The organism is Actinoplanes sp. NPDC089786, from assembly GCF_040684855.1.
In the GTDB taxonomy this organism is placed as follows: Bacteria; Actinomycetota; Actinomycetes; order Mycobacteriales; family Micromonosporaceae; genus Actinoplanes.
Map to the genome: position 1 here is coordinate 481,717 of NZ_JBFBGU010000002.1, position 11,924 is coordinate 493,640.

Sequence of the window (11,924 nt, forward strand, 5' to 3'; positions counted from 1 at the left end):
CGGGCCACACCACCCGGCACGGCGGTTTCCTGCTCCACATGAGACGTCTCGCCGTACTCCTGCCGCTCTTCGCCGTCGTTGCCTGCTCCGAACCCGCTCCCGCTCCCCCGCCGCCGCCGGCGGCCTCGCCGCCCTCGTCCGCTGTTCCCACCTCCGCGACGCCGGCGCCAGCGCCGTCGAGCCCCACGCCCGGCTTCCCCGAGGCGAAGGACGGCACCAACGTCCGCGCCTGCAAGGACGGCGCCTGCGAGATCCTCGTGACCAGGAAGACCACGATCCCGATGGCGGCCCACTTCGGCTTCAAGACCGTCTCGTTCGACCCGGCCGACCGCACGTGGCGTTTCACCTACGCCGACGGCGGCAGCAGCTCGATCGCGTTCCTCGAGCCGCCCTACTCCGGCCAGTGGGTCGCCCCGTACGGCGACCAGGGCCTGAACCTGAGGACGGTCGCCTTCGACAAGAAGCGAGCCGTCATCTCGATCAGCCCGTACGGCTGACCACGTTTCCGCAGGCCGGCCGACGTATTCATATTTGTAAACTTTCCGGTTAGTGTGAGAGCGCTCTCCGCCCCCGCTCCCCCTCGGAGGCTCCACACATGCGTCCCCGACGTCTCCTGTCCATCGCCACCGCCGCCGTCCTCGCGGCCGGGGCCGGCGTCCTCACCGTCACGATCACCTCGGCCGCCGAGGCCGGCACGATCGGCGCCGGCAGCTACGCCGAGTCGCTGCCGGCCGGGCGCAGCCTGCCGACCGGCTGCGGCTCGCTGTCCACCAACCCGCGCGAGTTCGTCACCGGGAACGCCCCGGCCGGCGCCGTGCCGACCAACGACTGGTGGTCATCGCTGCTGTTCAAGCGCGGCGACGAATGCAACTTCGCGCAGCCGATGTTCGCCGGCCCGGCCTCGTACCGGCCGATGGCGGGCGGGCTCGGCCTGTCCTATCAGACCGACGCCGCGATCAGCGGCAGCGCCACCGGCGTGGGTGAGTACCACTACCCGTACGCCCAGCACATCGTCGTCGGCGTGGCCGGCCTGAACGCGCCGCGAGCGCTCGTGGACGGCTGGAGCGACTGGACCGTCACGCCCTCGTGGAGCGACGGCGCCCGCACGATGAAGGCGACGATCGGCCATGGGCTGCCGCTGTCGTACTACCGGATCACCGGCGGCGACGCGCAACTGTCGGTCACCGGGCCGCCGACCGTCTGGCAGAACACCGGCGGGCGCGTCGGCTTCTCGATCGGCGGGCACGACTACGTCGCGTTCGGTCCCTCCGGCTCGGCGTGGACGCTGTCCGGCACGACCCTGCGGTCCACCCTCAACGGCCAGGGCTACTTCTCGGTCGCGGTGCTGCCGACGCTGACGGGTTCGACGAGTACGGCGGAGAAGATCGCGGCCGCCGACCAGTTCCAGCCGTACGCGCACAACCACGTGACCGGCACCCGGATGTCGTACTCGTACAACGCGGGCAACGGCACGGTGAGCACCACGTACGCGTTCACCACGCAGGCCATGTCCGGCAGCGGCTCGGGCACGGTCATCGCGCTCTACCCGCACCAGTGGCGTTACGTGACCGGCGCCACGCCCCTGACCCGCACGTACGTGTCGCCGCGCGGGGCGATGAAGGTCGTGACCGGCACCCAGTTCCAGACGTCGATGCGCTACACCGGTGTGCTGCCCGAGGTGCCGGCGGCCGGCGACTCCACCGGCTCGGACCTGACCCAGATCACCACGCTGCTGAACAACGAGCTCACCAACCCGGCCGACTTCCGGGGCGACGACACCTACTGGACCGGCAAGGGACTCGGCCGGGCCGCCCGCATCGCGGAGATCGCCGACCAGCTCAACCTCACGTCCGTACGCGACTCGGCCTTGAACGTCATCCGCACCCGGATCACCGACTGGTTCACGGCCTCGTCGGGCAAGACGTCCCGGCTGTTCTACTACGACCGCAACTGGGGCACGCTGATCGGCTACCCCGCGTCGTACGGCTCCGACCAGGAACTGAACGACCACCACTTCCACTACGGCTACTTCATCGCCGCGGCGGCCACGCTGGCCAAGTTCGACCCGACGTGGGCGTCCGGCTCGCGCTACGGCGGCATGGTCGACCTGCTGATCCGCGACGCCAACAACTACGACCGGTCCGACACCCGGTTCCCCTACCTGCGCGACTTCGACATCTACGAGGGCCACGACTGGGCCTCCGGGCACGGGGCGTTCGGCGCGGGCAACAACCAGGAGTCCTCGTCGGAGGGGCAGAACTTCTCCAACGCGCTGATCCAGTGGGGTCAGGCCACCGGCAACACGGCGGTGCGGGACGCCGGCATCTGGATCCACACGACCCAGGCCGCGGCGATCAACGAGTACTGGTTCGACGTACGCAACGAGAACTTCCCGGCCAACTGGGGCCACAACTACTCGGCGATCGCCTGGGGCTCAGGCGGCGCGTACGCGACCTGGTTCTCCGGCGAACACGAGATGATCGTCGGCATCAACATGCTCCCGATGACCGGCGGCCAGTTCTACCTGGGCGACTACCCCGCGGCGGTCCGCAACACGTACGCCGAGATGGTGCGCAACAAGGGATCCGAGCCGACGCTGTGGCGCGACATCCTCTGGCAGTACCTGGCCCTCGGCGACCCCGACGCGGCCCTGTCGAAGCTGCGGGCGGCCGGCTCGTACACGCCCGAGGAGGGTGAGAGCCGCGCCCACACCTTCCACTGGATCCGGAACCTCGCGGCCCTGGGCCAGGTCGAGCCCACCGTCGCGGCGAACCATCCCCTGGCCAAGGTGTTCACCAAGAACGGCGCCAAGACGTACGTCGCCTCGAACATCACCAGCAGCGCCCTGACCGTGACCTTCACCGACGGCCGCACCCTGAGCGTCCCCGCCGGCAAGACCGTGGCCAGCGGCGCGGTCAACTGGTCCGGCGGCAACGCGAACGGAGGCGGCGCCACTCCCCCGCCGAGTGACCCGCCCCCGTCCGACCCGCCGCCGCCCGCGAACACCTCCTGGGCTCCGAACACCGCCTACGCGACCGGCGCGACCGTCACCTACTCAGGGGTGAGCTACCGCTGCGTCCAGGGGCACACGTCGCTGGTCGGCTGGGAGCCACCGAACGTCCCAGCCCTGTGGGGCCGAATCTGACGGGCACTTGAGGCGGCGGGACTGCTCGCTGAGTGAGACCTACGACCGGGCCAGCTGTCGGACACCGCGCCGCCCGTCGCGGTGTCCGCAGGGCCGGCGGCGCGTGAGCCGGAGGTGGGTGATCGGCACCTTCATTCGCGGCGAGGCGATCGACTTCCCGACAACCAAGATCAAGATCCGGTCGTAGCGGGGTGGTGGGTGCAGACCGCTGCTCCCGCCGAGGCCGGGCGCGCGGCTCCAAGGCCGTGACCGGCCAGAACAGAGCCGCCCACCCTTCATTCTGCGTGACTGGTCACCCTCTTTCGTCGCCGCGCCTGTGGACAACCACCGGAAACCGTCACACCCGTCGGCTACATTCCTACCCACCCACAGGGGCGGGGGAGGCGGACGGCGGCCGCGCGAAGTTTGAAGATCGAGATCTCTTCGTGCCGCGATTGCCCAAGGCAGTCCCCGCCGAGGGATGGTCGACCAGGGACCAGGGGCCGGGGCCAGGCTAGGACCGCGCCGCAGGTCCGTGAGCGCCGCCGGGCCGCTCGTGGTTAGTCCCGGTCAGCCATGCGCATTTCGGTGAGCCACTCTCAGGACGTCTATCAGAGCTGTCACGACTCGGGTCAGCGGCGCCCGTGAGGGCGCCGGCAGTGGCCAGATGTCGGCGGTCATTCCCGCACGGACGGGGGGTCATTGGCCTCTTCCATCCGCTGACCGTGGAGGACGCGAAGCGCGTCGAGGGCGACCGCGGTGAGAACGCCGCGGCCGACGCCGGCGCGGCCGAGCAACTCCATCCCTCGGGTGACCGCGACAAAGTAGACCGCCAGCGATTGCACGTTCGCGTCCGCCGGGAGATCCCCGTTCTCCCGCGCATGTTCCAGGCATTGGGCATAGACGCCGGCGAGCTGTTCGATGCCGGCCTTGGTGGCCGTCGAGAGTGGGTCCTCCTCACCGGTCGATTCGACCAGCGCCCGCGTGGTGAGCGAGACCCGCCGATCACTGCCACTGAACTCGATCGCCATGCGGAGCATGTGGCCCCGAATCAGTTCCAGCGGCGAAGCGTCATCGTGCCCGAGCGCCTCCGTAACGGCGCGCGTCGCCTCCTCCCGGTCCTCGGAGAGCGCCCGCAAAAACAGTTCCCGCTTCCCGCCGAACGCGTTGTACAAGCTCTGCTTCCCCAGACCGGTCGCCCGCACCAGGTCATCCAGGGTCGCGGCGGCAAGGCCGTGCACGGCGAACACCTCACTGGCGCTGCTGACGACATCACTCTCGCGGAACTTGCGGGGACGAGGCATGTGAGCAAGCTTACGTTATTGACCGTATGGTCAAAAACCCTGTTAGCTTGGTTGAGAAACACATCGGTAAGCCCGGACACAAGGAGAGCAGAAATGAGAACTAACGAAGAGGTCGTTCGCGAGGCATACCGGCTGGCGGAAGGGAAAGTCCTCGACGGAGATGGTTTCCGCGCCTTGTTCACCCAGGACGGAACGTTCAACGACATGCCGAATTCGCTGACCTTCCGTGGCGACCAGATTCCTCAGGCGCTGGCCGGCTTCGCCGGCGTTTTCCCCGACGTCCACCGTGAGCTACTAGAAGTGAATGCGCTCGGCGATGTTGTCGCCGTCGAACTGCGCATTCAGGGAACGCATCTTGGCGGGTTCCCGACTCCGATCGGCGAAATCCCCCCGACCGGTAACCGCATCGACGTGCCGACGGCAGATCTGTGGTATTTCCGCGAGGGCAAAATCGAAAGCTTCAACTGCTACAACGCGGCGAATGTGCTGCTCGCGCAGATCGGGGCCACCCCCGACTTCAAGTCGGCAATCGAGGCCGCCACGACAGCCTGAGCATCGTCACCTGACCCGACACCCGAAACGGAATCCGATCGTGTATCAGATCAGGATCTACACCCTGCGTACGGCAGAAGCACTCCAGCAGTACGCCACCGTGCACTGGCCGCGGCATCTCACCAGCATGCCCTCGTTCGGCGTCACCGTGCACGGCTTCTGGACCGACCACCAGGCCGGCACACACCGCCTGATCGCCCTGCTCTCGTTCCGGGCGGACACCGACCCGGCCGATTTCACCACCGCTTACGTGGCGAGCCCCGAACTCGCGGCGGACATGAAGGGCTTCGACGTCCGGGACATCATCGGCGTCGAGGAACTCGTGCTCGATCCGGTCGCCGGATCTCCCCTGGCCTGAGCGTCCCGCACCTCGGTGAAGAGGCCCTGGCAGCCAGCGTGCTGATGGTCAGGTGGTTTCGATTTCGTGTGGTTGACCTCAACCGTGCTTCACGTTTGATGATCCTCCGTGGCGCTGGCGAGCGGATGGAGCGGGTCAATGCGTGTAGTACGAGCGATGGGGTTCGGTGGGCCTGAGTTGCTGGTTCCGGGCGAGGCTCCGGACCCGGTTGCTGGGCCCGACCAGGTAGTGGTCGATGTGTCGGTGGCGAGCATGACTTTCGTTGAGACTCAGATCCGGCGGGGCGTGGACAGGTGGCACGAACGACCACAGCTGCCCTATGTGCCCGGTGGCTTGGTGGCCGGGATGGTGCTCACGACCGGCGATCGGGTGGACCCGGCCTGGCTGGGCCGGCGGGTGGTCGCCGGTACGGGAGAGACCGGCGGCTTCGCCGAGCGGGCTGTGGCGCCGGCCGCGGACCTGTTCCCGGTGCCGGATGGATTGGGCCTGCCGGATGCGGCCGCGCTGTACAGCGATGGCAGTACGGCGCAGGGTCTCGTCGAGCGCGCCGGGATCAGGACTGGTGATCGGGTCCTGGTCGAAGCTGCGGCCGGCGGCGTGGGCACTCTGCTGGTGCAGCTTTGTCTCGCGGCGGGCGCCCAGGTGATCGGCGCGGCCCGTGGACCGAGGAAGCTGGATGTGGTCCGGCAGATCGGCGCCGACGCCGTTATCGACTACGCCGAGCCGGGCTGGACCGAACGGGTACTCGAGGCGACCGGCGGCGCCGGGCCGAGTGTCGTGTTCGATGGCGTCGGCGGTCAGATCGGCAGGGCCGCGTTCGAGGCGACAGCTCGCGGCGGCCGGTTTTCCGTTCACGGCGCATCCAGCGGGGAGATTACCCAGGTCGACACGGCGGAGGCCGTGGACCGAGGCGTGCAGGTGATCGGTATTGAGCAGCTTTTCGACTTCCGCCCCCACGTGCGGCGGTGGGCGGCACAGATCATGTCGCACGCCGTGACCGGGTCTATCCGTCCGGTCATCGGACAAACCTTCTCGCTGGAGCGTGCCGCCGACGCCCACCACGCGGTCGAGAACCGCATCGCTTTGGGCAAGACCGTCCTGCTGATCTGAAGTCAGCTCATCTGCGGGAGCGCGGCTTCGGCCTGCGTGAATCCGGGCACGAGCACCGAGGCCGGCGTCAGCGCGCCTCGGTATAACGGCCGAGCTGCCCGCCCCACCGTTGGGCCGTGATGGTCAGGAACGGCTGCCGTTGCATGCCCAGCAGGCGCATCCGCCCGGCCATCGGGTGATCTCCCAGCCGGATCTCGCAGCCGCCGCGGCCGAGGCGGACACCGGACAGGTTCAGTGGCGCCCGCCCGCGGAGCAGCCGCCCGGCCTGGGCGCCCCGGTTCAGGTAGGAGACGGCCGGCATTCCCGCCCGTACGCCGAAGGGAAGCCGAAGCCGGCCCGCCTGGATCGCCGCGCTCATCACCTCGGTCGTGCCGTCCCGCGCCGCGATGGATGTTCGGGCCGGCTCGAAGGACAGGTCGGCCGTCATCAGCCACTTCGGCAGGGCCCAGACGCTCGGCGTGCGCCCGCGGCCGGCGCGGTGAACATCGCGATGGTGACCCGCGCGTCCTTGATCGTGACCGGCAGCGTGATGGTCTCGCCCTGGATCAGCCAGGTGTCGGCGTCGATGCGTTCGGCCATCACCTGACGATCTCAGGTTCGGGTCAGACCTGCTGGGTCTCGGTCTTGCCGGGGTGCCGCTCGACCGTGCTCTCCTTGACGAACTTGCCGGTGCTGGCGCTGCGGTTCACCTCGTGGTCGCCGCCGTGGTCGCCGCCGACGGTCTCGGTGGTCGTGGTGCTCGGCTCCTGCTCGACCTCTTTGTCCTCGACGAACTTGCCGGTGCTGGCGCTCCGGTTCACATCGTGCTCGGTGCCCGCCATCATGTGCTCCTTCCGGGAGGGTGATTACCGAAAAGGATTCCCGGACCCGGAAAACCCAAACTCACACCCGGACCCGCCGGCGCCCGGTCGGGGCCGGGTGACACCCCGGCCGGCACCTCGAAGACCTGCTCGATCCGGGCCGCCGTCAGCACCTCGGACCTACGCGTTTATCGATCTTCGGGCCGGGCAAGCCGGGCGTCGTGGCGACTATGTGGGGCCGAGCCCTGGCGGCCGGAATTCTGACGGTGACACTGCCGGCCGCGCCGGCTTCCCAGGATCAGGCGCCGGGAGCCCCCGGGGTCGACGAGCAGTATCTGCCGGCCGACAAGGCGGGTTTCGGGACGGCCACCGGGACCCGGAGCAAGGTCTGGTTCACCGTGCAGAAGGAGGGCGGGCTCGGCGAGATCTACTACCCGCGGATCGACTCGCCGAGCGCCCGGGCGCTGGAGTTCATGGTGGCCGATCGGCGCGGACACGCCGTACGCGTGAATGAGGCCGCGACCGTCCGCACCACCCAGACCGACCCGCGCAGCCTCAGCTACCGCCAGACCTTCACCGAGAAGCACGGGCGCTGGCGGCTCACCGCGAGCTACGTCGCCGACCCGGCCCGCCCGGCCGTGCTCGTCGACCTGCGCCTCAGCGGCGACGCGACCAGCCTGTACGCGATCTACGACCCGGCCCTGGGCAACACCCGCGGCAACGACAGCGGGCGGGCCGCGGACGGCGCCCTGATCGCCACCGACGGCGCGAACCGCAGCACGATGACCGCGTCGAACGGATTCCTCAAGGCCTCCAACGGTTTCCGCGGCGTCAGCGACGGCTGGACCGACCTGGCCGACGGCCGGATGGACTGGCAGTACACCGCGGCCGGCCCGGGCAACCTGGTGCAGACGGCCGAGGTCCGGAAGAGCACCACGCTGGCGATCGCGTTCGGCGACGCGACCGGGCCGGCGGCCGACTTCGACCGGACGGCGAAGGCCTACGCGGACGGCTGGCACCGGTACGTCGACCGGCTGCGGAAGCCGCCCTCGTCGTTGCGCGGCGAGCCGGAGCGGCAGCTCTGGCGCACCTCGGCGATGGTGCTGGCGGCCGCCGAGGACAAGACCCACCGCGGCGCGTACGTGGCGGCGCCCGCCATGCCGTGGGCCTTCGGCCGGGACGACCCGTCCGGCCCGTACCACCTGGTCTGGGCCCGTGATCTCTACCAGATCGCCACCGGGCTGATCGCGGCCGGCGACACCGCCGGCGCCAACCGGGCGCTCGACCACCTCTTCGACGTGCAGCAGAAGCCGGACGGCTCGTTCCCGCAGAACGCCCGCGTCGACGGCACCCCGGTCTGGGAGGGCCTTCAGCTCGACGAGGTCGCCCTGCCGATCGTGCTCGCCCACCAGCTCGGACGCTACGACACCTGGGCGCACGTGAAGAAGGCGGCCGACTTCCTGCTCGCCTACCCGGACGCGCCGTGGACGCCGCAGGAGCGCTGGGAGAACCAGTCCGGCTACTCCCCCGCCACGATCGCCGCCGAGATCGCCGGCCTGGTCTGCGCGGCCGACATCGCCCGCCGCAACGGTGACGCCGGCCGCGGCCGCCGCTACCTGACGACGGCCGACACCTGGCAGGCCCGGGTCAAGGAGTGGACGGTCACGACGAACGGCCCGTACTCGGCCAAGCCCTATTTCCTGCGGCTGACCAAGGACGGCAAGCCGAACCTGGGCACCACCTACACCATCGGCGACAGTGGTCCGTCCAACGTGGACCAGCGCCGCGTCGTCGACCCCAGCTTCCTGGAGCTGGTGCGGCTCGGCGTCCTGCGGAAGACCGACCCGGCGATCGTGAACACCCTGCGGGTGATTGACGAGCGGCTCGGCGTACGCACGCCGCACGGCATGTTCTGGCACCGCGCGTCGTTCGACGGCTTCGGCGAGAAGCGCGACGGCAGCCAGTGGGACTACGGCCTGCCCGACGACTCCCGGCTCACCCTGGGCCGGGCGTGGCCGCTGCTGACCGGCGAACGCGGCGAGTACGACCTCAACCCGGCCCGGATCCGCACGATGGCGAGCGCCGCCGGCCCGGGATCGATGCTGCCCGAGCAGGTCTGGGACGGCCGGCCCCCGACCCGGTACGAGATCGGCACGCCGACCTTCTCCGCGACCCCGCTGACCTGGGCGCATGCCCAGTTCCTGCGGCTCGCCCGGAACGTCGAGGCCGGCCGGGTCACCGAGCAACCGGCCGTCGTCGCCCGCCGTTACCGATGACCGGGATCCCGTACGTTGGAGGCGTGACCAACGAGCCGAACACGGATGAGATCGCCGGCCTCGACGCGTGGTGGCGGGCCGCCAACTATCTGACGATCGGGCAGATCTACCTTCAGGCCAATCCCCTGCTGCGGGAGCCGCTGCGGCCGGAACACATCAAACCGCGGCTGCTCGGCCACTGGGGCACCAGCCCCGGCCTGTCGTTCATCTACGCGCACGTGTCCCGGCTGATCCGCCGGACCGGGCAGGAGACGCTCTACCTGACCGGCCCCGGCCACGGTGGCCCGGCGCTGGTCGCGGCCGGGTGGCTGGAGGGCACGTACAGCGAGATCTACCCGGAGGTCACCCCGGACGAGCCGGGCATGCTCCGGCTGTTCCGGCAGTTCTCCAGCCCGGGCGGCATCCCCAGCCACGTCTCGGTCACCACGCCCGGCTCGATCCACGAGGGCGGCGAGCTGGGGTACGTGCTGGTGCACGCGTTCGGCGCGGTGATGGACAACCCCGATCTGCTGGCCGTGGCCGTGGTCGGCGACGGCGAGGCCGAGACCGGCCCGCTCGAGGGCTCCTGGAAGGGCGTCTCGTTCCTGAACGCGGCCCGGGACGGCGCGGTGCTGCCGATCCTGCATCTCAACGGCGCCAAGATCTCCGGGCCGACGGTGCTCGGCCGCAAGGACCCGGCCCTGGTCCGCGATCTGCTGCGCGGCCACGGCTACCACGTGATCGAGGTCGAGGGTGACGACGTGCCGGGCATGCACACCCGGTTCGCGGCCGCGCTCACCGACGCCTGGGAGCGCATCCAGGCCAAGAAGGCCGGTTCCGGCGAGCCCTGGCCGATGATCATTCTGCGTACGCCGAAGGGCTGGACCGGCCCGGCCGAGGTGGACGGCGTCAAGATCGCCGGCACGTTCCGGTCCCATCAGGTGCCGCTGTCCGGCGTCAAGGAGAACCCGGCCCACCTGGCCCTGCTCGAGCAGTGGCTGCGCTCGTACCGGCCGGACGAGCTGTTCGACGACGCGGGCCGGCCGGCCGAGCTGATCCGGGGCCAGGCGCCCGACGGTGACCTGCGGATGAGCGCGACGCCGCACGCGAACGGCGGCCGGCTCACCCGCGACCTCGACCTGCCCGACTTCCGCGACTACGCCGTCGAGGTGAAGGAGCCGGCCCGCGAGCGGGTCGAGTCGGTCCGCAAGCTCGGCGAGATGATCCGCGACATCTACCGCCGCAACCCCGACCGCTTCCGCCTGACCTGCCCGGACGAGACCAACAGCAACCGGCTCGGCGCGGTCTTCGAGGCGTCCGACCGGGCGTTCATGGAGACGGTCTATCCCGGCGACGTGGCGCTCGGTCCGGACGGCCGGGTGATGGAGGTGCTGTCCGAGCACAACTGCCACGGCTGGCTGGAGGGCTACACGCTGACCGGGCGGCACGGGCTGTTCGCCACCTACGAGGCGTTCGCCATGGTCAGCGCCTCCCAGACGGTCCAGCACGGCAAGTGGCTGGAGGAGGCGGCCCAGCTGCCCTGGCGGGCCAAGGTGCCCAGCCTCAACGTGCTGCTCACCTCGACCGCGTGGCGCAACGACCACAACGGCTTCTCGCACCAGGGGCCGGGCCTGATCCAGGTGGTGCTCACCCAGCGCGGCACGGTCAACCGGATCTACCTCCCGCCGGACGCGAACTGCCTGCTCTCGGTGGCCGACCACTGCTTCCGCTCCCGCTCGTACATCAACCTGATCGTGATCGACAAGCAGCCACAGCTGCAGTGGCTGTCGCTGGACCAGGCGATCGACCATTGCGCGCGCGGCGCCGGCATCTGGGACTGGGCCGGCAACGACGACGGCAGCGCCGACCCGGACATCGTGCTCGCCTGCGCCGGCGACGTGGTCACGATGGAGACCGTGGCGGCGGCACAGATCCTCCGCGAGCGGCTGCCCCTGCTGAAGGTGCGGGTGGTCAACGTGGTCGACCTGATGTCGCTGATCCGGCCCAAGGACCACCCGCACGGGATGAGCGAGACCATGTTCACCGAGCTGTTCACCGACTCGGTCGACGTGGTGTTCGCCTTCCACGGCTTCCCGGGCGCGATCCACCAGATGGTGCACGGGCGGCCCGACGCCGACCGGTTCCGGGTGCGCGGTTTCATCGAGGAGGGTACGACGACCACGCCGTTCGACATGACCGTGCGTAACCGGGCGTCGCGCTACCATCTGGTGATGGACGCGATCAACAACGCCAAGCGGCTGCCGCGAGGCGCGACCGAGCTCAAGGAGTGGTGCGCCGCGCAGCTCGCCCGGCACGAGCAGTACGTGGTCGAGCACATGGAGGACATGCCCGAGGTCCGCGACTGGACGCTGGGCGACTGGGCCGAGACCGCCTGACGGTCACGGTGGTTTCCCCTTCGTA

At 69.8% G+C, this 11,924-nt stretch carries 10 protein-coding genes and 2 pseudogenes; 8 read left to right on the plus strand and 4 right to left on the minus strand.

The window, feature by feature from the left end:
* Nucleotides 1-38: 38 nt before the first annotated feature.
* The 3 genes and pseudogenes from AB0O15_RS13005 to AB0O15_RS13015 form a co-directional block, all read left to right on the plus strand.
* Complete coding sequence (locus AB0O15_RS13005; RefSeq protein ID WP_364317871.1) at nucleotides 39-497, plus strand: hypothetical protein; 459 nt, start codon at nucleotides 39-41, stop codon at nucleotides 495-497.
* A 1,154-nt stretch (nucleotides 498-1,651) separates the two neighbouring features.
* Nucleotides 1,652-2,647, plus strand: a pseudogene (locus tag AB0O15_RS13010) (glycosyl hydrolase); the annotation flags it as partial.
* Between the two features lie 399 nt (nucleotides 2,648-3,046).
* Nucleotides 3,047-3,145, plus strand: a pseudogene (locus AB0O15_RS13015) (carbohydrate-binding protein); the annotation flags it as partial.
* 656 nt (nucleotides 3,146-3,801) lie between these two features.
* Here the strand turns inward: AB0O15_RS13015 and AB0O15_RS13020 are convergent.
* Nucleotides 3,802-4,428: a TetR/AcrR family transcriptional regulator gene (locus tag AB0O15_RS13020; protein ID WP_364317872.1), complete on the minus strand. Its 627-nt coding sequence runs from the start codon at nucleotides 4,426-4,428 to the stop codon at nucleotides 3,802-3,804.
* A 93-nt stretch (nucleotides 4,429-4,521) separates the two neighbouring features.
* Here AB0O15_RS13020 and AB0O15_RS13025 point away from each other — a divergent pair, with 93 nt between their 5' ends.
* The 3 genes from AB0O15_RS13025 (at nucleotide 4,522) to AB0O15_RS13035 (ending at nucleotide 6,448) form a co-directional block, all read left to right on the plus strand.
* On the plus strand, nucleotides 4,522-4,980 hold the full coding sequence (locus AB0O15_RS13025; protein ID WP_364317873.1) for a nuclear transport factor 2 family protein: 459 nt from the start codon (nucleotides 4,522-4,524) through the stop codon (nucleotides 4,978-4,980).
* A gap of 40 nt (nucleotides 4,981-5,020) precedes the next feature.
* On the plus strand, nucleotides 5,021-5,338 hold the full coding sequence (locus AB0O15_RS13030) for a hypothetical protein (RefSeq protein ID WP_364317875.1): 318 nt from the start codon (nucleotides 5,021-5,023) through the stop codon (nucleotides 5,336-5,338).
* A gap of 345 nt (nucleotides 5,339-5,683) precedes the next feature.
* Nucleotides 5,684-6,448, plus strand: coding sequence for a zinc-binding dehydrogenase (locus AB0O15_RS13035; RefSeq protein WP_364317876.1), 765 nt, complete (start codon nucleotides 5,684-5,686; stop codon nucleotides 6,446-6,448).
* A gap of 67 nt (nucleotides 6,449-6,515) precedes the next feature.
* Here AB0O15_RS13035 and AB0O15_RS13040 read toward each other — a convergent pair whose 3' ends face one another.
* From AB0O15_RS13040 to AB0O15_RS13050, 3 genes are read right to left on the minus strand one after another with little or no spacing between them, the layout of a single operon-like run.
* A complete protein-coding gene (locus tag AB0O15_RS13040; protein WP_364317878.1) occupies nucleotides 6,516-6,875 on the minus strand; it encodes a hypothetical protein in 360 nt (119 codons plus the stop codon).
* Nucleotides 6,875-7,027 (minus strand): hypothetical protein, encoded by a 153-nt coding sequence (locus AB0O15_RS13045; protein ID WP_364317880.1) that lies wholly within the window; start codon nucleotides 7,025-7,027, stop codon nucleotides 6,875-6,877. The genes AB0O15_RS13040 and AB0O15_RS13045 overlap by 1 nt, the downstream gene beginning before the upstream one ends.
* 23 nt (nucleotides 7,028-7,050) lie before the next feature.
* The gene (locus AB0O15_RS13050; RefSeq protein ID WP_364317882.1) at nucleotides 7,051-7,269 is read right to left on the minus strand and encodes a hypothetical protein; all 219 of its coding nucleotides are present in this window, start codon (nucleotides 7,267-7,269) and stop codon (nucleotides 7,051-7,053) included.
* Between the two features lie 209 nt (nucleotides 7,270-7,478).
* Between AB0O15_RS13050 and AB0O15_RS13055 the strand changes: the two genes are divergently transcribed.
* A complete protein-coding gene (locus tag AB0O15_RS13055) occupies nucleotides 7,479-9,524 on the plus strand; it encodes a glycoside hydrolase family 15 protein (protein ID WP_364318140.1) in 2,046 nt (681 codons plus the stop codon).
* Between the two features lie 23 nt (nucleotides 9,525-9,547).
* The gene (locus tag AB0O15_RS13060) at nucleotides 9,548-11,899 is read left to right on the plus strand and encodes a phosphoketolase family protein (RefSeq protein WP_364317883.1); all 2,352 of its coding nucleotides are present in this window, start codon (nucleotides 9,548-9,550) and stop codon (nucleotides 11,897-11,899) included.
* The last annotated feature ends 25 nt before the right edge of the window (nucleotides 11,900-11,924 follow it).